The following is a 21,129-nucleotide window of genomic DNA, read 5'->3' as shown; positions in this document are numbered from 1 at the left end:
ATTCCACCGGGCCTGCACCACGCAAGCCTCGGCTGCCCTGATCGACGGGCATGCACCGCCCCCCTCCCGCCCTGCACGGCGCCGCCGCTCGCGTCGCCCCAGCGACATCGCGACATGAAAGCGTCCCAGTTCTTCGTCTCCACGCTCAAGGAAGCGCCGGCCGATGCCGAGGTCGTGAGCCACAAGCTGATGCTGCGCGCCGGCCTCATCAAGCGGCTCGGCGCGGGCATTTACAACTACATGCCGATGGGTCTGCGGGTGATCCGCAAGGTCGAAGCGGTGATCCGCGAGGAGATGGATCGCGCCGGCGCCGTCGAGCTCCTGATGCCCGTCGTGCAGCCGGCCGAGCTCTGGCAGGAAAGCGGCCGCTTCGAGAAGATGGGCCCCGAGCTGCTGCGTGTGAAGGACCGCCACGAACGCGACTTCGTGATCCAGCCCACGAGCGAGGAAGTCGTCACCGACATCGCGCGCCAGGAGCTGCGCAGCTACAAGCAGCTGCCGAAAAACTTCTATCACATCCAGACGAAGTTCCGCGACGAGCGCCGGCCGCGCTTCGGCTTGATGCGCGGGCGCGAGTTCACGATGAAGGACGCCTACTCCTTCGACCGCGACGCGGCCGGCGCTGCGAAGAGCTACCAGGCGATGTTCGACGCCTACAAGCGCATCTTCGACCGCCTCGGCCTGCATTACCGCGCGGTCGCCGCCGACAGCGGCGCGATCGGCGGCGACCTTTCGCAGGAGTTCCACGTGATCGCCGACACCGGCGAGGACGCCCTCGTCTACTGCCCGACCAGCGACTACGCGGCCAACATGGAGCTGGCCGAATCGGTGTCGCTGCTCGCGCAGCGCGTGGCGCCCGGCGAGCCGCTCGCGAAGACGCCGACGCCCGGCAAAAGCACCTGTGCCGACGTCGCGGCGTTCCTGGGCCTGCCGCTCGAGCGCACGGTGAAGTCGCTGGTGCTCGCGACCGACGAACGCGACGAGCGCGGCGACATCACCGGCGCGACGATCTGGCTGCTGCTGCTGCGCGGCGATCACGACATGAACGAGGTCAAGGTCGGCAAGCTGCCTGGTCTGAAAGCGGGTTTCCGCTTCGCGACCGTGGCCGAGATCGAAGGCCACTTCGGCACCAAGCCCGGCTACCTGGGCCCGATCGGCACGCCCGAGCCGGTCAGGGTGATCGCCGACCGCACCGTCGCGAACATGAGCGACTTCGTTTGCGGCGCCAACGATGCCGGCTTTCACTACACCGGCGTCAACTGGGGCCGCGATCTCCCCGAGCCGGAGCTGGTCGCCGACCTGCGCAACGCCGTCGCCGGCGATCCCTCGCCCGACGGCCAGGGCGTGCTCGCGATCCAGCGCGGCATCGAGGTCGGCCACGTGTTCTACCTCGGCACGAAGTACAGCGTCGCGATGAACGCCAACTACCTCGACGAGACCGGCAAGCCGCAGCCGATGGAGATGGGCTGCTACGGCATCGGCGTCACCCGCATCCTCGGCGCCGCGATCGAGCAGGGCCACGACGCCCGCGGCATCGTCTGGCCGGCCGCGATCGCGCCCTTCGAGGCGGTGATCTGCGCGATCGGCTACGAGCGTTCGGCCGAGGTGCGCGAACGCGCCGACGCGCTGCATGCGCAATTGCTCGCGCTCGGCATCGACGCGATCCTCGACGACCGCGGCGAACGACCCGGCGCAATGTTCGCGGACTGGGAGCTGATCGGCGTGCCGCAGCGCGTCGTGATTTCCGAGCGCGGCTTGAAGGAAGGCCAGCTCGAGCTGCAGGGTCGCAGCGAGACGGCGCCGGTCAAGCTCGCCTTCGATGCCGTCGGCGCGGCGCTGCGCGAGCGGCTCGCGCGCGTGCCGGCCTGAACCCGCGCGGCATTGGCTCGCGAACCCTTGATCGACGCCCTGCGGGTCGCCGCGCTCGCGCCGGTGTTCGTCGTCAACCTCGGCAGCTACTCGACGGCCTTCGCGTCCGGCCCGCTGGTGCCGCCCTTCCCGGCCGACGATCCGCTCGCGCAGGCGGCGGCCTTCATCGTCGCCGCGCTGTTCCAAGCCAAGGGCTATCCGCTGCTGGCCTTCGTCTTCGGCTACAGCTTCGCGCTCGCGCGCACGAGCCGCGGGCACGGCGCCGCCGAACGGGCCGACGCGCTCGCGCACCGGCGGCGGCGCATGCTGCGGCTGCTCGGCATCGGCGTCGTGCACGGGCTGTTCGTCTACTGGGGCGACGTGCTGACGATCTACGCCGTCGGCGGTCTGCTGCTGCTTGCCTGCTCGCGCTGGCGGCTGCGCTCGCTGCGCCGGCTGCTGATCGGGCTGGCGGCGCTGGCCTTGCTGCTGCTCGTCGTGCTGATGAGCCTGGGCCCGATGCCGCCGGCGGCCGCGCCTGCGCCGGCCGATCGGCTGCAGGCCGTGCTGCACAACGCCGGCTACTACGGCTTGAGCCTGGTCAACGCGGTCTTCTACCTGCCGCAGACGCTGGCACTGATGCTCGCGGGCTTCGTGGCCGGCCGGCTGCGGCTGCTGCGGCATCGCCGCTGGCGCCCGAGCCTCGCGCGGGTCGCCGCGTGGGCGCTGCCGCTCGGTTTGCTGGGCAACCTGTGCTGGGCCGCGGCGGTCCATGTGCCGGCGGGCTCCGCCCCGCGATCGGGCTTCGATGCAGCGCCGCTGGTCGACGTGCTCGGGCCGCTGCTGCTGGTCGGTCTGGTGGCGCGTGCTGCGATCCGGTGGCAAGCCGGCCGCGCGCGGCTGCTCGCCGCACTGGCGCCGGCAGGACCGCTGGCGCTGTCGATCTACCTCGCCAGTTCGCTGGTGGGCGCGCTGCTGCTCGGCAACGTCGGCCTCGGCTTGCGGCCGCCGACCGGGCTGCTGCTGGTCGGCGCGCTCGCGGCGTGGGCGGCGCTGGTTGCGTTCGCACGCGCGGCGGCGCGGCGCGGCGAGCGCTGGCCGCTCGAAAGCTGGCTGGCTCGCGCATGAGCGCGCTCCTGCCGTTTTCGCCGAAGAGCCCGCGACGCCGCCGGCTGCTGGGCGTGGCGCTGGGCCTGCCGCTGGCGTGCAACGCGCCATGCGCGCATGCCGGCAGGCAGATCGAGGAGCCGCTGGCCGACTCGGTGCGTACCGCGATGTCCGCCGCCATCGCCCAGGACGCGCCGCCGCGCAACGAGTTCGCGAGCACCGAGGCGCGCCTTGCCCACCTGCGCTGGCTCGGCGAGATGAGCCAGCGGCTGCGCCGGCGCAAGGCCGAGCACCCCGCGCGCATCGAGTTCCTGCAGACGCTCTGGTACGAATGCGGCCGCGCGGGGCTCGCGACCGACCTCGTGCTCGGCTTGATCGAAGTCGAGAGCGGTTTTCGCAAGTACGCGATCTCGAGCGTCGGCGCGCGCGGCTACATGCAGGTGATGCCGTTCTGGATCCGCACGATCGGCCGCGACAGCAACGTGGCCGACGCGAGCCGGCTGTTCCACCTGCAGACCAACCTGCGCTTCGGCTGCGTGATCCTGCGCCACTACCTCGACATCGAGCGCGGCGATCTCTTCCTCGCGCTCGGCCGCTACAACGGCAGCCGCGGCAAGGCCGAGTATCCGAACGCGGTGTTCGCGTCGCGGCGGCGCTGGCAGTTCAAGGACGGCGAGCCCATCAAGCCGCCGGCCTGACGCACGCCAGCCGCGTCAGAGCCCCTGCCAGGCACGCGGCCGCGCGCCTTCCAGACCCAGCAGCGCAAGCGCCCGCTCGACGGTGTCGTCGACCATCTCGTCGATGCTCGCCGGCCGGTTGTAGAAGGCCGGCAGCGGCGGAAAGACGATGCCGCCCATCTCGGTCACTGCGGTCATGTTGCGCAGGTGCGCCAGGTTGAACGGCGTCTCGCGCACCAGCAGCACGAGGCGGCGGCGCTCCTTCAGCGTCACGTCGGCCGCGCGGGTCAGCAGGTTGTCGCCGTAGCCGTGGGCGATCGCGGCCAGCGTCTTCATCGAGCAGGGCGCGACCGCCATCGCCGCCGCGTCGAAGCTGCCGCTCGCGATGCAGGCGCCGACGTCGCCCGGCGCATGCGCATGGTCGGCCAGCGCCTCGAGCGCGGACCGGTCGAGCCCGAGTTCGTGGTGCGCATTGAGCACGCCGGCCGGCGTCGCGACCAGGTGCGTCTCGGCGCCGAGCGCCTTCGCGCGTTGCAGCAGCCGCGTGCCGTAGATCGCGCCGCTCGCGCCGGTCAGGCCGACGACCAGGCGCGACGCGCCCACGCGCTTCAAGCCTTCAACAGGTTCTGCAACTCGCCGGCCTGGTGCATCTCCATCATGATGTCCGAGCCGCCGACGAACTCGCCATCGACGTACAGCTGCGGGATCGTCGGCCAGTTGGCGTACTGCTTGATGCCCTGGCGGATCGCCTCGTCCTCGAGCACGTTGACGGTCGCGAAATCGGCGACGCCGTTGGCTTTCAGGATCTGGATCGCGCGGCCCGAGAAGCCGCACATCGGGAACTGCGCGGTGCCCTTCATGAAGAGGACGACGCGCTTGGATTTGACCAGCTGGTCGATGCGCTGCTGAACGTCTTGGGTGGTGGCGTCTGTCATGGGGCGGCCCGTTCGGTGGAAGGCGAGCGGCGGTTATACGGCAAGGCCGCGCCGCCCGGGTCGCCCCCGAGGCAAGCCCCCGGCGCGACGCCGCTCAGAACGAGTACGCCGCGCCCACCTGCAGCAAGGGGCTGAACTGCAGCTCGCGCAGCGCCTCGGCGGCCGGCTGCGCGCCGAAGCGCACCGCCGAGCGCGGCTGCAGCGCCATCACGCCGACGTCGGCGCTGAAGGCCCAGCCGCCGCCGGTCGCACGCAGCGCCTTCAGGCCCGAATAGCCCACGCCGACATAGGGCACCGACGATGCGTCCGGCACATCGCCGGACGCCGCCGGCGCCGCCGGCAGCGCGAGGCCGAAGCCACGCCCCGCGCGGCCCGACGAGCCCAGCGCCGACAAGCCCGAAGCCGACAGGCCGAGCCCGCTGCGCGGCCCGACGAACAGCCCGCCGGTCGCGCGAAAGCCGCTGGACAAGCCCGGCGCGTCGAGTCCGCCGCGGCCGAAGTAGTAGTCGCCGAACAGGCTCAGGCTGCTGCGCGACGACCAGCTTTCGCCGAAGCGGGCGCTGGCGCGGTCGCCGGCGTCGCTGCGATCGACGCGGCCCTGCCAGCCGCGGGCGATGTCGCCGCTGCCGGCGGCCAGCCCGTCGGCGCGTGCCGCGGCGGCGGCGCCGGCGAGCCACGCGGCGGCGATCAGCAGCGGCAGGCTCGCGACGAAGCGGCGCAGGCCGTCGCGAAGCGGGATCGAACGACGCGAAGCGGGGACATCAGCCATGGCAGCCTCCCGAACACGGCGCGCCGCGAAGACGGCGCTGCAAGCCTGAGGGGCATCGTAGGCAGTCGCGGCAGCGACAGGGGCGCGAGGTTGTTGCTCGACCACACCCGCTGTGTCCGCATGCGACGTGTTGCACGCTCAGGCGAAGCGCCCGCCGGTGCAGCGCGGCCGGCCGGCGAGATCGCGGCGGGTCTCGATGCCCGTGAAGCCGGCCGCCTGCAGCAGTCCGGCGACCGCCGCGGCCTGGTCGTGGCCGTGCTCCAGCAGCAGCCGGCCGCCGGGTTGCAGGTGCGGCGCGGCCTGCGCGGTGATCAGCCGCAGGGCGTCCAGGCCGTCGGGCCCGGCGACCAGTGCCAGCGCCGGCTCGTGTTGCAGCGCGGCGAGATGCGGGTCGGCTTCGGCGATGTACGGCGGGTTCGAGACGATCACGTCGAAGCGCCGCCGCGGCTCGCCGGCCAGCGCGTCGAACCACGAGCCGAGCCGCCATGCGACCGCGAAGCCCAGCGCGGCGCCGTTGGCGCGCGCGACGGCCAGCGCGTCGGCGCTGGCATCGACCGCGACGAGCTGCGCGGCCGGCGCGCGCCGGGCGATCGCCAGCGCGATCGCGCCGCTGCCGGTGCCGAGGTCCAGCACCGCGGCCGGGCGGGTCGCGATCGCCTCGAGCGCCCAATCGACCAGCGTCTCGGTGTCGGGCCGCGGCACCAGCACCGCCGGGCTCACCGCAAGCTCGAGGCCGTGGAACTCCTGCCGGCCGCGCAGGTAGGCCAGCGGCTCGCCGCCGGCGAAACGCGCGAGCCATTCGGCGCAGCGCGCGGCCTGCGCTTCATCGAGCACCGCGTCGCCGTGCGCCAGCAGCCAGCTGCGCGGCACGCCGAGCGCGGCCCCCAGCAGCGCCTGCGCCTCGTGCCGTTCCAGCCCCTGCCGGCGCGCCTCGGCCAGGGCCGCGTCCACCCGCAGCACGCTCATCGGTCGCCGATCTCCAGCGCCGCGAGCAGCTGCGCCTCGCGCGCCGCGATCAGCGCCTGCACGACCGGGCCCAGCTCGCCGTCCATCACCGCGCCCAGCTGGTAGAGCGTCAGGTTGATGCGGTGGTCGGTGAGCCGCCCCTGCGGGAAGTTGTAGGTGCGGATGCGGTCGCTGCGGTCGCCGCTGCCGATCAGGCTGCGGCGCTCGGCCGCTTCCTTCGCCTGGCGCTCGAGCTTGTCCTTGTCGCGCAGGCGCGCGGCCAGCACCGCGAGCGCCCGGGCCTTGTTTCGGTGCTGCGAGCGGTCGTCCTGGCACTCGGCGACGAGCCCCGTGGGCAGATGCGTCACGCGCACCGCCGAGTCGGTCTTGTTGATGTGCTGGCCGCCGGCGCCGCTGGCGCGGAAGGTGTCGATGCGCAGCTCGGCCGGGTTCAGCGTGACTTCCTCGGCCTCGTCGGGCTCGGCGAACACCGCGACGGTGCAGGCGCTGGTGTGGATGCGCCCCTGCGTCTCGGTGGCCGGGACGCGCTGCACGCGGTGGCCGCCGGACTCGAACTTCAGGTGCCCGTAGATGCCCGCGGCCGGCGCGTCCTCGCGCGCGGCGCCGTCGATGCGCAGCACCGCGTCCTTGTAGCCGCCGAGTTCGCTGTCGCTGGCCGACAGCAGCTCGACGCGCCAGCCCTGCGCCTCGGCGTAGCGCGTGTACATGCGCACCAGGTCGCCGGCGAACAGCGCCGACTCGTCGCCGCCCGTGCCGGCGCGGATCTCGACGAAGGCGGCGCGCGCGTCGTCCGCATCGCGCGGCAGCAGCAGGCGCTGGAGTTCGGCTTCGAGGCGTTCGAGTTCGGCGGACGCGCTCACGATCTCGTCGGCCGCCAGCCCGGCCATCTCGGGGTCGCGCGCCAGCTCCTCGGCGGAGTGCAGATCCGCTTCGCGTCGCGCGTGCCGATCGGCCCGCTCGACGACACCGGCTACCTCGACGTGCTCGCGGCTCAGCGCCCGAAAACCGGGGCCGTCGCGCATCACCGCGGGGTCGGCGAGCAGGCTGTCGAGTTCGGCGAGGCGCTCGCGGTAGCGGGCGAGTTGCTGGCGCAGGGCGGGTTTCATCGGGCCGGGGAAGGAAGCGTTCGCATGCCGCGACACGCGGCACGCGCGGCGAACGGGTAAGCGTCGCTAGAGCGACGGGTCGCCGCGGGTGGCCGGCGCGTCGGACTGCGCGGCGCGGCGCAGGAACAACCGCGAGACCGTCGCTGCCACCTCGCCGCGCCGCTCGGGCTCGGCGCCCTGCAGCTCGGCGAAGGCGCCGTGCAGCATCTTCTGCGCGAGGCCGCGCGACAGCGCCTCGAGCACCGCATCGACGTTCTCGCCGCGCGCGAGCTGCTTGCGAGCGCGCGCCAGTTCGTGCTCGCGCCAGCTGTCGGCCTGCGCCTGCAGCGCCTGCAGCAGCGGCACGGTGCCGCGCTGGCCCAGCCAGTGCACGAAGCTCTGCACGCCGGCATCGACGATCGCCTCGGCCTGCGCGACCGCGGCCTGGCGCTTCTCGCCGCCGGTCGCGACGATCGCGGAGAGGTCGTCGACGGTGTAGAGGTAGACGTCGTCGAGCCGAGCGACTTCGGGCTCGATGTCGCGCGGCACCGCCAGATCGACCATGAACATCGGCCGGTGTCGGCGCAGCTTCAAGGCGCGCTCGACGGCGCCCAGCCCGATCAGCGGCAACGAGCTCGCGGTGCACGACACCACCGCGTCGAACTCGTGCAGCCGCTGCGGCAGCTCGGTCAGGCGGATCGCCTCGACCGGCGCGCCGCCGGCCGCGAGGCGCGCCGCCAGCACCTCCCCGCGTTCGAGGCTGCGGTTGGCGATCGCCATCGCGCGCGGGCTGCGCGCGGCGAAGTGCGTCGCGGCCAGCTCGATCATTTCGCCGGCACCGACGAACAGCACGCGGATCTCGCGCAGGTCCTCGAACAGCTGCGACGCGAGCCGCACCGCCGCCGCGGCCATGCTGACCGAGTGCGAGCCGATCTCGGTGGCGCTGCGCACCTCCTTCGCGACCGCGAAGCTGCGCTGGAACAGCTGGTGCAGCGTGCTGCCCAGCGTGCCGGCGGCATCGGCCTCGCGCACCGCCTGCTTCATCTGGCCGAGGATCTGCGGCTCGCCGAGCACCATCGAGTCGAGCCCGCTGGCGACACGGAAGGCGTGCCGCGCGGCGGTGGCGTTCTCGAGCACGTAGCTGTGGTCCGAGAGCGTCGTCGCGCCGACGCCGCCCACCCCGGCCAGCCATTCCATCGCCGGGCGCACCAGCTGGGGCTCGGCGGCGACGTAGAGCTCGGTACGGTTGCAGGTGGACAGGATCGCCGCCTCGGCGGCGATCGGCGCCGGACCGGCCGGCGCACCGTGCAGCCGCTCGCGAAAGCTCTGCAGCGTCGGCGCGAGCTGGTCGAGCGTGAACGCGAAACGACCGCGCAGATCGAGCGGCGCGGTCGTGTGGTTCAGGCCCAGGGCGAAGACCGACATGGGGCCGGATCATAAAATGCGGCTTCTTTTTCGCGCTTGTGCGCTGCCGCATCGCGGCCCGCGGGCCCGGCGACCGGTGCCTCGCAATCGCCCTCGGCGCCCGCCGTGCCCTGGCCCTCGGCCGCGGTCCGTTCCTTGCCGCATCGCTCCGTGTCCCCGCTCGACGCCCTCCTCCACCTGTTGAACTTCGCGCTAATGCCGCTGCTGTTCGCCGCTCTCGCGGCCGCGCTCGCGAAGGCGGCCTGGCCGCGCCGGCTCGCCTCGTCCGGCTGGCTGCGTCTGGCCTCGGGAGGCACGGCGGGCGCGCTTGCCGCGCAAGTCGCCGGCGTCGCCTTCAGCGGCCGCGACGGCGCGATCGCCGTCTACCTCGCGATGCTCGCGGGCTGCGCCGCGGGCCTCGCCTGGGCCGGGCGCGGCGCGCTGCTGCGGAGCTGAAGCGGAGCCCGGCGATGAGCTACAGCGTCAAGGAAGTCTTCTACACGCTCCAGGGCGAAGGCCGGCACGCGGGGCGGCCCGCGGTGTTCTGTCGCTTCGCCGGCTGCAACCTGTGGAGCGGGCGCGAGGCCGACCGTGCCGCGGCGGTGTGCCGCTTCTGCGACACCGAGTTCGTCGGCACCGACGGCATCGGCGGCGGGCGCTTCGAGACGGCCGCGCGGCTCGCCGCGCACATCGCCTCGCAGGGGCCGGCCGGCGACGACGGCACACGTTTCGTCGTGATCACCGGCGGCGAGCCGCTGCTGCAGCTCGATGCGCCGCTGATCGACGCGCTGCATGCCGAAGGCTTCGAAATTGCGGTCGAGACCAACGGCACGCTCGAAGCGCCGGCCGGCATCGACTGGCTGTGCGTCAGCCCGAAGGCCGGCGCCGCGCTGAAGCAGCGCAGCGGCGACGAGCTGAAGGTCGTGGTGCCACAGGAAGGCATTGACCTCGAGGCGCTCGAGGCGCTCGACTTCGGCCAGCGCCGCGTGCAGCCGATGGACGGCCCGCGCCTGGCCGAGAACACCGCCTTCGCGGTGCAGTGGTGCCTCGCGCATCCCCGCTGGCAGCTGAGCCTGCAAACCCACAAGATGCTCGGGATCCGATGACACCCACCCGCGCGCAAAGCGATGTTTGAGCTGAGCCAGTCCTTCTATTTCGAGTCGGCGCACACGCTGAAGCGCGCGGTCGAGCGCAACGAGGCCGACGGCAGCCGGCGCGTGCACGGGCACACCTACACCGCGCGCGTCACGGTGCGCGGCGAAGCCGATGCGGCGAGCGGCATGGTGATCGACCTCGCGACGCTGCGTGCCGCGATCGCCGAAGTGCGCGAGCGGCTCGACCACCACTTCCTCGACGAGGTGCCCGGCCTGGACGTCCCGACGCTCGAGAACCTGTGCGTCTTCATCCACCGGGCGATCGCGCCTGCCGTGCCGCAGGTGGCCGAGGTCAGCGTCGAGCGGCTGAGCAGCGGCGACCGCTGCTGCTTTCGTCCATGACGCAGCGGCGAGCGCTGCACCCGCCGAGCATGACGACGGCCGACGACCTCGCCGAGCGCAGCCGGCGCGCCGTCTGGCATCCGTGCACGCAGATGAAGCGGCTCGAGACCGAGCCGCTGCTGCCGATCGCGTCGGCCGAGGGGCCGTGGCTCGTCGGCACCGACGGCCGCCGCTACCTCGACGCGGTCAGCTCCTGGTGGGTCAACCTGTTCGGCCACGGCCATCCGGCGATCCGCGGCGCGATCGAGGACCAGCTCGCCACGCTCGACCACGTGATGCTCGCCGGCCTGACGCACGAGCCCGTGGTGCGGCTCGCCGAGCGGCTCGGCGAGCTTACCGGTCTCGGCCACGCCTTCTTCGCGAGCGACGGCGCCTCGGCCACCGAGATCGCCTTGAAGATGAGCGCGCACGCCTGGCGCAACGCCGGCAAGCCGGCCAAGTGCGAATTCGTCGGCCTGCAAGGCGGCTACCACGGCGAAACCATCGGCGCGCTGGCCGTCACCGACATCCGCCTGTTCCGCGAGGCCTACGCGCCGCTGCTGCGGCTGGCTGCGGTGCTGCCCTCGCCGGACACCCGCCACGCGCTCGCGGGCGAGGACCCGCGGGCGCAGGCCGAGCGCTGCGCGCAGGCGCTGGAGCGCTACCTCGCCGAACACGAGGACCGCACCGCCGCGCTGATCGTCGAGCCGCTGGTGCAGTGCGCCGCCGGCTTCGGCATGCACGACGCGCACTACCTGAAACTCGTGCGGCAGATCTGCCGGCGCCACCAGGTGCACCTGATCTGCGACGAGATCGCGGTCGGCTTCGGCCGCACCGGCACGCTGTTCGCGCACCAGCAGGCGGGGATCGTGCCGGACCTCGTCTGTCTGTCGAAGGGCCTGACCGGCGGCACGCTGCCGCTGTCGGTCGTGCTGAGCAGCGACGCGGTCTACGAGCGCTTCTACGACGACCGCGGCGTGCGCGGCTTCCTGCACTCGCATTCCTACACCGGCAACCCGCTCGCTTGCCGCGCGGCGCTGGCGGTGCTCGACCTGTTCGAGCAGGGCCTGGAAGGCGAGCCCGTCTTCGAGCGCAACCGCCGCAGCACCGAGACGCTGAACGCGCTGACCCGGCCGCTCGACGAGCACCCGCGCGTGCGCGGCCGGCGCCAGCTCGGGATGCTGTGGGCCTGGGACATCGACAGCCGTGGCCTCGACGGCTTCGCCGGCGCCTACCACTTCGCCGCGCGCGAGCAGGGGCTGCTGCTGCGGCCGATCGGCGACACGCTGTACTTCATGCCGCCGTACGTGTGCGACGACGCGGCGCTCGAGCAGCTCGCCGAAGGCGCGCTCGCGGCGCTCGAAGCGGTGACGGCGCAAGCGAGCGGCTGGAGCGTCTCGCTGCGATGAGCGAGCCGGCGCGCGGCTGGTTCGTCACCGGCACCGACACCGGCGTCGGCAAGAGCCGCTGCGCGGTCGCGTTGCTGCATGCGCTGCGAGCGCGCCATGCGCGCTGCGTCGGCATGAAGCCGGTGGCGGCGGGGCTCGATGCGAACGGCGACAACGAGGACGTGCTCGCGCTCGCCGCCGCCGGCACGCAGCCGGTGCCCCGCGAGCGGCTGAACCCCTACGCCTTGCCGCTGGCGGCGTCACCGCATGTCGCGGCGGCTCAGGTGGGTGTCGAGATCGATCTCGGCACGATCGTGCGGGCGCAGCGAACGCTCGCGGCCGAGGCCGATGCGGTCGTCGTCGAAGGTGCCGGCGGCTTTCTCGTGCCGCTGTCGGCGCGCGAGGACGGCGGCGATCTCGCGCAGGCGCTCGGCCTGCCGATCGTGCTGGTCGTGGGCCTGCGGCTCGGCTGCCTGAACCACGCGCTGCTGACGCGCGACGCGATCCGCGCGCGCGGCCTGCGGCTGGCCGGCTGGGTCGCGAACCGGCTCGATCCCTCGATGCCCGCGCAGGACGAGAACCTCGCCTACCTCGCCGAGCAGCTGCCGGCACCGAGGCTGGCCGACTGGCCCTGGGCGCCGGCGCTGGCGCCGCGCGAGCTGCGCTTCGAGCGGCTGCCCGACTGAGCCGTGAGCGAGCTCGCCGCCGCCTTCGCCGCCGAACTCGACGCGCTCGAAGCCGGGCACGCGCGCCGCACCCGGCGCATCGCCGAGCCCGGCCCGGCCGACGCCGGCGCGACGCTGCGGCTCGACGGCCAGCCGCGCCTCGCGTTCGCGAGCAACGACTACCTCGGGCTCGCCGCGCACCCGGCGCTGGCCGAGGCCGCGGCGCGCGGCGCGCGGCGCTACGGCAGCGGCTCGACCGCCTCGCCGCTGATCTGCGGCCACGGGCCCTCGCAGGCCGCGCTCGAGGACGAGCTCGCGCGCTTCGTCGGCCTGCCGGCGGCGCTGTACTTCACCTCCGGCTATGCGGCGAACACCGGCGCGCTGCCGGCGCTCGCGGGCCGCGGCGACGTGCTCGTCTGCGACGCGCTGAATCACGCCAGCCTGATCGACGGCGCGCGGCTCTCGCGCGCCGAGGTCGTCGTCGTGCCGCACCAGGACGTGGGCGCGATCGAGGCGGCGCTGCAGAACGCGAGCGCCGCGCGGCGCCGCTGGATCGCCGTCGATGCCGTCTTCGGCATGGACGGCGATCTCGCGCCGCTGGCCGCGCTGCTCGCGCTGTGCGAGCGCCACGACGCCTGGCTCTACATCGACGACGCGCACGGCTTCGGCGTGCTCGGCGCCGGCGGCCGCGGCAGCGTGGCGCATGCGGGGCTCGACCTCGCGGCGTGCGCGCGGCGGCTCGTCTACATGGCCACGCTCGGCAAGGCCGCCGGGGTCGCGGGCGCCTTCGTCGCCGCCGCCGCGCCGGTGATCGACTGGCTCGCCAACCGCGCGCGGCCCTACTTCTTCGCGACCGGCGCGCCGCCGATGCTCACCGAGGCGCTGCGCGCCAGCCTGCCGCTGATCGAGCACGACGACTGGCGGCGCGCGCGGCTGGTCGAGCTGCGCGAGCGCCTCGCACGCGGCCTTGGCGCGCTGCCCTGGGCCGCGCCGGCCTCGGCCTGCGCGATCCAGCCGCTGATCGTCGGCAGCAACGAGCAGGTGCTCGCGGTGATGCGCGCGCTCGACGCGCAAGGCCTGTGGGTGCCGGCGATCCGCCCGCCGACGGTTCCGGCGGGCAGCGCGCGGCTGCGGATCTCGCTGTCGGCGCTGCACGAAGCGGCCGACGTCGACCGGCTGTGCGCCGCGCTGCACGCGGCGGCGCAGCGGTCGGGCTGAGCCCGGCAAGCCCGTGCGGCGCGCTCAGCCGCGCGCCGAAGCGGGGCGGGCCGGCGAGTCCGGCGCTCGCCGCCGCTTGCCGCCCGCCTGGTTCGCCTGCCGGCTCTTCTTCGCCCCCGCCTCGAGCCGCAGGTAGACGACGATCGCGATCGCCAGCGGCGCCAGGTAGTAGATCGCGCGGTAGGCGATCAAGGCCGCCAGCAGCTCCGGCTTCGCGATCTGGCCGCCGAGCAGCGCGACGAACACCGCCTCCAGCACGCCGAGCCCCGCCGGGATGTGCGCCACGACGCCGGCCACCGCCGCGAGCAGCAGCACGCCCAGCACCACCGGGTAGTCGATGCGCTGGCCCAGCAGCACGAACACCACGCCCGCGATCAGGCTCCAGTTCAGCGTCGACACCCCGAACTGCAGCAGCGCGAGCCGCAGCGGCGGCAGCTCGAAGCTGTGCCCGCGCACGCTCCATTCGCGCCGCTTCGAGAAGGCGCACAGCAGCAGGTAGGCCAGCGCCACGAACAAGAGCCCCGCGCCGAGCCCGCGCAGCGCCAGCGCACCGATCTTCCAGCCTTCGGGCGGCGTGACGATGCCGAGCGCGAACACCACGCCGGCCAGCGCCAGGTAGCCCAGCCAGTTGGTCACCAGGCTCGCGGCGAGCACGCGCGTGGTGGTCGCGTTGTCCAGGCCCAGTCGCGCATAGAGGCGGTAGCGGAACGCGATGCCGCCGACCAGCGAGCCGAGGTTCAAGTTGAACGCATAGCTGACGAAGGTGACCGGCACCACCTGGCGCACGGGCAGGGTGTGGCCGGTCCAGTGCTTGCCGATCAGGTCGAAGCCGCTGTAGATCGCGTGGCTCGCGGCGGCCAGCGCGGCGGCGAGCGCGAGCGTGGTCCACGGGTAGCGCGCGAGCGTCGCGCCGACCTGCGACCACTCGATCTCGCGCGCCTGCTCGTAGAGCAGCCAGCCGACGAGCGCGAAGAAGGCGACGAGCAGCGTGCGCTTCGCCGCCGGCCACCAGGGCCGGCGCGTCAGGCCGGCACCGCGCCGCTTCGGCGCCTGCGCGGCCTTCATGCGGCGTGCTCCGTCGTCGCTGCGCGCTCGGCGCCGTTGCGCAGCGCGGGCGTGGGCTCGGGCGGCGGCGGCTCGCCGGGCTCGCGCACGACGCCCTCCGGCATCGAGGCGATCGTCGGCTTGTGCGCCGGCAGCCGCAGCGCCCAGGCCGGGAAGCGGCGCACGAGGTGGAAGGCGACGACGCCGAGCAGCATCTTGACGAACGAGGCCTTGCGCTTCGGGTCGGCGCGGATCTCCTTGCAGCTGTCGCGCATCAGCCGGTCGAGCCGCTCGCGCAGGTTCGCGACGAAGGCCGCGTCGCGCACGACGACGTTGGCTTCCAGGTTGAGCGACAGGCTGAGCGGATCGAGGTTGCTCGATCCGAAGGTCGCCCATTGATCGTCGATCCACGCGACCTTGCCGTGCAGCGGCCGCTCGCAGTATTCGTGGATGCGCACGCCGGCGCGCAGCAGGTGTTCGTAGAGCGAGCGGGCGCCGAACTTGACGATCGGCATGTCGGGTTCGCCCTGCAGGATCAGGTTGACGCGCACGCCGCGGCGCGCGGCTGCGCGCAGCTCCCGCAGCAGTCGCCAGCCCGGGAAGAAGTAGGCGTTGGCGATCGTGATCTCGCGGCGCGCCGCGCGGATCGCCGCGCGGTAGTGGCGTTCGATGTCGGTGCGGTGGCGGTGGTTGTCGCGGGTGACGAACAGCGCCTTCGCTTCACCGGCCGGCGGCAGCGCGGCCTCCGGCGCGTCGGCACGGCGGCGCCAGCGCCGCTGCGGCGGCGCGCCCGCTTCGTCGGGCAGGCGCAGCACCGCGCGCACGAAGCGGTGGATGTCGCCCACGATCGGCCCGCGGCACTCGACCGCGTAGTCCTGCTTGGCCTGCGGGCCGTAGTCGCCAAGGTGGTCGGCCGAGTAGTTGATGCCGCCGACGAAGGCGAGCCGGCCGTCGATCACGACGATCTTGCGGTGCATGCGCCGCAGGCTGTTCAGGCTGCGGCCGAGCACGCGCCAGATCGGATCGAAGACGTGGAAGGCGACGCCGGCCTCGGTGAGCGCGTGGACGAAGCCAGCGCTCAGGTCGTGCGAGCCCCAGCCGTCGACCGTGAGATGCACCTTGACGCCGCGGCGCGCGGCCGCGATCAGCACCGCGTGCAGCTCGAGGCCCACCTTGTCCTCGAACAGGATGAAGGTCTCGATCAGCACCTCCTCGCGCGCCTGGCCGATCGCGGCGAACACCGCCGGGAAGAAGGCCTCGCCGTTCTCCAGCAACTCGAAGCGGTTGCCGTCCCGCCAGCGGCTGCTCACAGCGTCACCTCCGCCGCCAGCGGCGCATGGTCCGAAAGGTGGGCCCAGGCCTTCGGCGGCAGCGCGATCGGCCGGTGCGATTCGACGTTGCGAACGTAGATGCGGTCGAGCGGCAGCAGCGGCCAGCGGGCCGGGAAGGTGCGCGCGCTGCGGCCGTGCGCGTGGCGGTGCACGTCGACGAGGCCGGCGCAGCGCGCGAGGATGCGGTGCGCTCGCACGCGCCAGTCGTTGAAGTCGCCGGCGATCACCAGCGCCGCGTCGGGCGGCACCTCGATCGACACCATGTGGCACATCAGATCGAGCTGCTGCTTGCGCTGCGCCTCGCCGAGGCCGAGGTGCACGCACACCGCATGCACCGCCTGGCGCGCGCCGGGCACGTCGAGCACGCAATGGAGCAGGCCGCGCTTCTCGCCGTCGCGCCCGGCGATCGAGACGTCGCGGTTCTCGTGGCGAAGGATCGGGTACTTCGACAGCAGCGCGTTGCCGTGGTGGTCGCCGTTCGGGTAGACGGCGTTGCGGCCGTAGGCGAACTGGCCCCAGAGCGCGTCGGCGAGGTATTCGTGGTGGGGCGTCGCTTCCCAGCCGTTCACCCGCTTGGCGTGACGCTCGTGCGCGCCCATCACCTCCTGCAGGAAGACGAGGTCGGCCGCAGTGCTGCGCACCGCCTCGCGCAGGTGCGCGAGCGTGTAGCGGCGGTTGAGGAAGCCGAAGCCCTTGTGGATGTTGACGGTGAGGACGCGCAGCGGGGACATGTCGAGTTCGGTCGGCACGGGCCAGGAGCGGCGAGCTTGCGACACGCGGCGCCGGCCGGCCGTAGGGCCAGTCCGACACGGCTGTCGGCGGATGCCGGCTTTTCGCCCGGTCAGCCGCCCTGGCGCGTCGCGAGCGCGACGGCCGCGGTGCGCGTCTCGACGCCCAGCTTCTCGAACACGTGCTCCAGGTGCTTGTTCACCGTGCGCGGGCTCATGCCGAGGATTTCGGCCACGTCGCGGTTCGTCTTGCCCTTGGCGATCCAGCTCAGCACCTCGGCCTCGCGCGGCGTCAGCGCGGCGAGCCGCGCGTCGGCGGCGGCCGGCGGGCCGGGCTCGGTGAGCAGCCACATCGTCTCGCCGAAGCCGACGCTGCCGAGCCGGCGCGCGACGCGCGCGCCGAGCCGCCGCGTGTCGGCCTCGGCGCCGGCCGCGCTCCAGTCGATCGCCGCGGCGCCCGGCTGCGCTAGCCACGCGCGCGCCCGGGGCGACTGCCACGCCAGCCGCCCGTGCGCATCGACGACGACGAGCCCGTGGCCGCCGATGTCGAGCGCCTCGCGCGCCAGCCGCGTGGCGCGCGCGTTGCGCACGTGCGTCGCCAGGCGCGCCAGCACCTCGGCGGCGCGCACCGGCTTGACGACGTAGTCGACGCCGCCGGCCGCGAAGCCCTCGACGATGTGCGGCGTCTCCGACAGGCCGGTCATGAAGATCACCGGCACGTGCGCCCAGGCCGGCTCGGCCTTGATGCGGCGGCAGGTCTCGAAACCGTCGAGGCCGGGCATGCGCGCGTCGAGCAGGATCGCGTCGGGGCCGACCCATTCGAGCCGCTCGAGCGCCGCCTCGCCGCTGGGCGCGACCAGCACCGTGTAGCCCTCGGACTCCAGCTCGCGGCACAGCGCGCCGAGCGTGTGCGCGGCGTCGTCGACGAGCAGCACGACGTCGCTCATCCGGCGGTCTCCTCGTCGGGCGCGGCTTCGAGCGCGCGCTGCAGCGCGTCGATCAGCTCGGGCCACGCGAAGGCTTCGACGAGCCCGCGCAACGGCGCCAGGCCCGCGGCGGCGGCCGGATGCGCGCGGGCCTGCGCATCGAGCGCGTCGCGCAGCCCCTGCGCGTGGCCGAGCCGCGCGAGCTTCAGCAGCGTGCGCGCCGACTCGGCCGGCAGCGCCGGTGCCGCGGCGCTCGCGAGCGCCGCGCCGCCGTCGCGCCAGCCGGGCATCGGCAGCTCGGCGATCCATTCGAGTTCGAGCTGGCGCTGCAGCACCGCGAGCAGCGCCGACTCGATCACCGGCTTGTCCACGAAGGCCTGCGCGCCCGCGTCGGCGAGCTTGTCCTCCTGGTTCTCGAAGGCGCTGGCCGAGACCATGACGATCGGCATGCCGACGAAGCCGTGCTCGCGGATGCGGCGCGCGGTGGCCCAGCCGTTCATGTCGTCCGTGCCGCCCATCGCGATGTCGAGCAGCACCGCGTCCGGCGGCTGCTCGAGCACGCTTTCGATGCACTCCGGCCCGCTGGCCGCCTCGCGGATGCGAAAGCCCAGCGGCAGCAGCAGGCCGGCGAGCATCTGGCGCTGGATGGGCTGGTCGTCCACCACCAGCAGCGTGCGGCGCGCGCCGAGGTAGCCGGTGACCGGCCGCTTCAGCAGCCCGTGCGGGCCGGCCGGCGGCTCGGCGGTCTCGCTGAGGTAGAGCCGCACGGTGAAGCGGCTGCCCGCGCCGGGCTCGCTGTGCACGGTGAGCTCGCCGCCCATCAGCTGCGTCAGCAGCCGGGTGATCGTGAGGCCGAGGCCGGTGCCCGGCTCGCCGGTGCGGCGGCCCGCGGCGCCGCGCTCGAAGGGCAGGAAGATGCGCTCCAGGTCCTGTTCGGCGATGCCGATGCCGGTGTCCACCACGGAGAAGCGCGCCACCTCGCGGGTGTGGTCGATGTGCAGCACGATGCGCCCGCGCTCGGTGAAGCGCACCGCGTTGCCGAGCAGGTTCAGCAGGATCTGCCGCAGCCGCTTCGCGTCGGCACGCACGAAGCGCGGCATGCGCCCGGCCGTCTCCACCGCGAACGCGAGGCCTTTCGCCTCGGCCTGCGGCGCGACCATGCGCACCAGGTCGTCGACGAACTCCGGCATCGCGAGCGGCGCGATGTCCAGCCGCAGCTTGCCGGCTTCGATGCGCGCGAGGTCGAGCAGGCCGTCGATCAGCCCGTGCAGGTGCTCGCCGCTGCGATGGATGGTCGCGACCGCGGCGCGCCGCTCGCCGCGGACCTGCTCGTCCTTCAGCAGGATCTGCGCGTAGCCGAGGATGCCGTTCAGCGGCGTGCGCAGCTCGTGGGTGATGCCGGTGACGTAGCGCGTCTTGGCCTGGTTCGCGGCCTCGGCGAGATCCTTCGCGGTCTGCAGCGCGGCATCGGTGCGGCGGTGCGCCTCGATCTCCTCGGCGAGCAGCCGGTTGTGGCGGCTCGACTCGGCCTCGGCCATGCGCCGGCTCTCGCTGCCGAGCACGATCCACCACGCGCCCACCGCGATGCCCAGCGACAGCAGCGCGAAGGCCTGCCAGAACGCCGTGCGCAGCGCCGAGCGCGCATCGACGTCCGGCGCTCCGGCGTGGAGCACCGCGTCGTGCAGCGCCTGCTGGTCGTAGACGACGCCGAGCGTGCCGGCGAGCAACGCGATCAAGGACACCGCGACCACCAGGTAGTGCGCGACGCGCAGGTCGACCAGCGCCGAGACCCGCGGCGGCAGCAGCCGGCCGAGCGCGGCGCGCACCTGCTCGGCGGCGCGCGCCTCGGGCTTGCAGCGGTCGTGGCAGCGCGACTCGAGGGTGCAGCACAGCGAGCAGATCGGCGCGCCGTAGGCCGGGCAGCCGGCCATGTCCTCGGACTCGAAGCGGTTCTCGCACACCGCGCAGCGCACCCAGGCGCCCGGCTTCCAGGTGCCTTCGTCCTTGCGTGCGAGGTAGTAGCGCCCGCGGGTCGCCCAGGCGATCGCCGGCGCCGCGGCCATCGCGGTGAACAGCGCGATGAAGGGCGCGTAGGCCTGCGCGGCCTCGCCCATCGCGCCGGCATAGGCCGCGATCGAGAGCGCGGTCGCGATGCCGGTCGCGCCCAGGCCCACCGGGTTCAGGTCGTAGAGGTAGGCGCGCCGGAACTCGATCGCCTTCGGGCTCCAGCCCAGCGGCTTGTTGATGACCAGGTCGGCCACCAGCGCGCCGACCCAGGCGATCGCGACGTTGCTGTAGAGGCCGAGCACGCGCTCCAGGGCCTCGAACACGCCCAGCGTCATCAGCAGCACCGCGATCACCACGTTGAACACCAGCCAGACGACGCGGCCGGGGTGGCTGTGCGTCAGCCGCGCGAAGAAGTTGCTCCAGGCGAGCGAGCCGGCGTAGGCGTTGGTGAGGTTGATCTTGACCTGCGAGACCACGACGAACAGCGCCGCCGCGCCCAGCACCCAGGCCGGGTCGTCGAACAGGTAGGCATAGCCGGCCAGGTACATCTGCATCGGCTCGACGGCCTTGTCCGCCGGCATCTGCTGCTGCAGCACGAGGAAGGCGAGGAAGGCGCCGCCCAGCATCTTCAGCATGCCCGGCACGATCCAGCCCGGCCCGGCGACCAGCACCGCGCCCCACCAGCGCCAGCGGTTCGCGCGCGTCTTCTCCGGCAGGAAGCGCAGGTAGTCGACCTGCTCGCCGATCTGCACGACCAGCGAGAAGGCCACGGTCGCCGCGGCGCCGAACATCAGGCCGTCGAAGCCGGCGCTGCCCGAGACGCGGCCGGCGAGCGTCGAGAACTCGGCGTACTTGCCCGGATCGATCGCCCACACCGCCGCGTACGGCGCGATGCACAGCACGATCCACAGCGGCTGCGTCCACAGCTGCAGCCGCGAGATCAGCGTGATGCCGTGCATCACCAGCGGGATCACACCGAGCGAGGCCACCAGGTAGCACGCCGCGATCGGCCAGCCGGTGACGAGCTCGATCGCGGTGCCGAGGATGGCCGCCTCGAGCGCGAAGAAGATGAAGGTGAAGCTCGCGTAGATCAGCGAGGTCAGCGTCGAGCCGAGGTAGCCGAAGCCGGCGCCGCGGGTGAGCAGGTCCATGTCGAGCCCGTGCCGCGCGGCGTGGTAGCTGATCGGCAGGCCGGTGAGGAAGGTGACGAGCCCGACGACGAGGATCGCCCACAGCGCGTTCGCGAAGCCGTAGCTCAGCGCGATCGCGCCGCCGATCGCCTCGAGCGCGAGGAAGGAGGTCGCGCCGAACGCGGTGTTCGCGACGCGGAACTCGCTCCACTTGCGGAAGTGCCGCGGCGTGTAGCGCAGCGCGTAGTCCTCCATCGTCTCGTTCGCGACCCAGCCGTTGTAGTCGCGGCGGATGCGGAAGATCTTTTGCGGAGCGATGGACGACACGCGGTTCCTCGGCCGTGGCAGCGCTGGCGTTTTTGCAAGAAGCGATCCCGGCGCGTCGCTACGTCGAATGACGTATTCGGCCTGCGCCCCACGGCTTGC

The 21,129-nt window shown here is 73.2% G+C and carries 20 protein-coding genes; 9 read left to right on the top strand and 11 right to left on the bottom strand.

What is annotated here, in order from left to right; all coding sequences use genetic code 11:
- Positions 1-114: 114 nt before the first annotated feature.
- From VFR90_RS04485 to VFR90_RS04475, 3 genes are read left to right on the top strand one after another with little or no spacing between them, the layout of a single operon-like run.
- Positions 115-1,869 (top strand): proline--tRNA ligase, encoded by a 1,755-nt coding sequence (locus tag VFR90_RS04485; RefSeq protein ID WP_326404846.1) that lies wholly within the window; start codon positions 115-117, stop codon positions 1,867-1,869.
- 27 nt (positions 1,870-1,896) lie between these two features.
- Positions 1,897-2,976, top strand: a complete 1,080-nt coding sequence (locus VFR90_RS04480; RefSeq protein WP_326404845.1) for a DUF418 domain-containing protein — start codon at positions 1,897-1,899, stop codon at positions 2,974-2,976.
- Positions 2,973-3,653 carry a lytic transglycosylase domain-containing protein gene (locus tag VFR90_RS04475; protein WP_326404843.1) on the top strand — a complete coding sequence of 227 codons (681 nt, stop codon included), beginning with the start codon at positions 2,973-2,975 and terminating at the stop codon, positions 3,651-3,653. Before VFR90_RS04480 ends, VFR90_RS04475 begins: the two co-directional genes overlap by 4 nt.
- Before the next feature lie 15 nt (positions 3,654-3,668).
- On the opposite strand, the gene VFR90_RS04470 is transcribed toward VFR90_RS04475, so the two are convergent.
- The 6 genes from VFR90_RS04470 to hemA form a co-directional block, all read right to left on the bottom strand.
- Complete coding sequence (locus VFR90_RS04470; RefSeq protein ID WP_326404841.1) at positions 3,669-4,235, bottom strand: UbiX family flavin prenyltransferase; 567 nt, start codon at positions 4,233-4,235, stop codon at positions 3,669-3,671.
- A 5-nt stretch (positions 4,236-4,240) separates the two neighbouring features.
- Positions 4,241-4,567, bottom strand: coding sequence for a Grx4 family monothiol glutaredoxin (gene grxD, locus VFR90_RS04465; RefSeq protein WP_326404840.1), 327 nt, complete (start codon positions 4,565-4,567; stop codon positions 4,241-4,243).
- Between the two features lie 94 nt (positions 4,568-4,661).
- Positions 4,662-5,336, bottom strand: coding sequence for a hypothetical protein (locus VFR90_RS04460; RefSeq protein WP_326404839.1), 675 nt, complete (start codon positions 5,334-5,336; stop codon positions 4,662-4,664).
- 138 nt (positions 5,337-5,474) lie between these two features.
- Positions 5,475-6,302 carry a peptide chain release factor N(5)-glutamine methyltransferase gene (gene prmC / locus VFR90_RS04455; RefSeq protein WP_326404837.1) on the bottom strand — a complete coding sequence of 276 codons (828 nt, stop codon included), beginning with the start codon at positions 6,300-6,302 and terminating at the stop codon, positions 5,475-5,477.
- Positions 6,299-7,408 carry a peptide chain release factor 1 gene (gene prfA / locus VFR90_RS04450; protein WP_326404836.1) on the bottom strand — a complete coding sequence of 370 codons (1,110 nt, stop codon included), beginning with the start codon at positions 7,406-7,408 and terminating at the stop codon, positions 6,299-6,301. The genes prmC and prfA overlap by 4 nt, the downstream gene beginning before the upstream one ends.
- Before the next feature lie 66 nt (positions 7,409-7,474).
- The gene (hemA, locus tag VFR90_RS04445) at positions 7,475-8,812 is read right to left on the bottom strand and encodes a glutamyl-tRNA reductase (RefSeq protein ID WP_326404835.1); all 1,338 of its coding nucleotides are present in this window, start codon (positions 8,810-8,812) and stop codon (positions 7,475-7,477) included.
- A 150-nt stretch (positions 8,813-8,962) separates the two neighbouring features.
- Here hemA and VFR90_RS04440 point away from each other — a divergent pair, with 150 nt between their 5' ends.
- The 6 genes from VFR90_RS04440 to bioF are packed head-to-tail and all read left to right on the top strand — an operon-like array spanning position 8,963 to position 13,537.
- Positions 8,963-9,247, top strand: coding sequence for a hypothetical protein (locus tag VFR90_RS04440; protein ID WP_326404834.1), 285 nt, complete (start codon positions 8,963-8,965; stop codon positions 9,245-9,247).
- Between the two features lie 14 nt (positions 9,248-9,261).
- On the top strand, positions 9,262-9,897 hold the full coding sequence (gene queE, locus VFR90_RS04435; protein ID WP_326404833.1) for a 7-carboxy-7-deazaguanine synthase: 636 nt from the start codon (positions 9,262-9,264) through the stop codon (positions 9,895-9,897).
- Between the two features lie 21 nt (positions 9,898-9,918).
- Positions 9,919-10,287, top strand: a complete 369-nt coding sequence (locus VFR90_RS04430; RefSeq protein WP_326404832.1) for a 6-pyruvoyl trahydropterin synthase family protein — start codon at positions 9,919-9,921, stop codon at positions 10,285-10,287.
- Positions 10,284-11,675: an adenosylmethionine--8-amino-7-oxononanoate transaminase gene (gene bioA, locus VFR90_RS04425; protein ID WP_326404831.1), complete on the top strand. Its 1,392-nt coding sequence runs from the start codon at positions 10,284-10,286 to the stop codon at positions 11,673-11,675. The genes VFR90_RS04430 and bioA overlap by 4 nt, the downstream gene beginning before the upstream one ends.
- Positions 11,672-12,340: a dethiobiotin synthase gene (gene bioD, locus VFR90_RS04420; protein ID WP_326404830.1), complete on the top strand. Its 669-nt coding sequence runs from the start codon at positions 11,672-11,674 to the stop codon at positions 12,338-12,340. Before bioA ends, bioD begins: the two co-directional genes overlap by 4 nt.
- A 3-nt stretch (positions 12,341-12,343) precedes the next feature.
- Entirely contained in the window at positions 12,344-13,537 is a 1,194-nt protein-coding gene (gene bioF / locus VFR90_RS04415) for an 8-amino-7-oxononanoate synthase (RefSeq protein WP_326404829.1), read from the top strand.
- A 24-nt stretch (positions 13,538-13,561) separates the two neighbouring features.
- Here the strand turns inward: bioF and VFR90_RS04410 are convergent, their stop codons facing one another.
- From VFR90_RS04410 to VFR90_RS04390, 5 genes are all read right to left on the bottom strand, one after another.
- Positions 13,562-14,602 carry a lysylphosphatidylglycerol synthase domain-containing protein gene (locus VFR90_RS04410; protein WP_326404828.1) on the bottom strand — a complete coding sequence of 347 codons (1,041 nt, stop codon included), beginning with the start codon at positions 14,600-14,602 and terminating at the stop codon, positions 13,562-13,564.
- A complete protein-coding gene (gene clsB, locus VFR90_RS04405; protein ID WP_326404827.1) occupies positions 14,599-15,891 on the bottom strand; it encodes a cardiolipin synthase ClsB in 1,293 nt (430 codons plus the stop codon). The genes VFR90_RS04410 and clsB overlap by 4 nt, the downstream gene beginning before the upstream one ends.
- On the bottom strand, positions 15,888-16,643 hold the full coding sequence (locus VFR90_RS04400) for an endonuclease/exonuclease/phosphatase family protein (RefSeq protein ID WP_326404826.1): 756 nt from the start codon (positions 16,641-16,643) through the stop codon (positions 15,888-15,890). The genes clsB and VFR90_RS04400 overlap by 4 nt, the downstream gene beginning before the upstream one ends.
- Before the next feature lie 110 nt (positions 16,644-16,753).
- Positions 16,754-17,587 carry a response regulator gene (locus tag VFR90_RS04395; RefSeq protein WP_326404824.1) on the bottom strand — a complete coding sequence of 278 codons (834 nt, stop codon included), beginning with the start codon at positions 17,585-17,587 and terminating at the stop codon, positions 16,754-16,756.
- Positions 17,584-21,030, bottom strand: coding sequence for a hybrid sensor histidine kinase/response regulator (locus VFR90_RS04390; protein WP_326404823.1), 3,447 nt, complete (start codon positions 21,028-21,030; stop codon positions 17,584-17,586). Before VFR90_RS04390 ends, VFR90_RS04395 begins: the two co-directional genes overlap by 4 nt.
- Positions 21,031-21,129: the final 99 nt, after the last annotated feature.

It is taken from the genome of Methylibium sp., from assembly GCF_035762065.1.
In the GTDB taxonomy this organism is placed as follows: domain Bacteria; phylum Pseudomonadota; class Gammaproteobacteria; order Burkholderiales; family Burkholderiaceae_C; genus Methylibium.
This window is presented reverse-complemented; position numbering and strand designations above follow the sequence as displayed.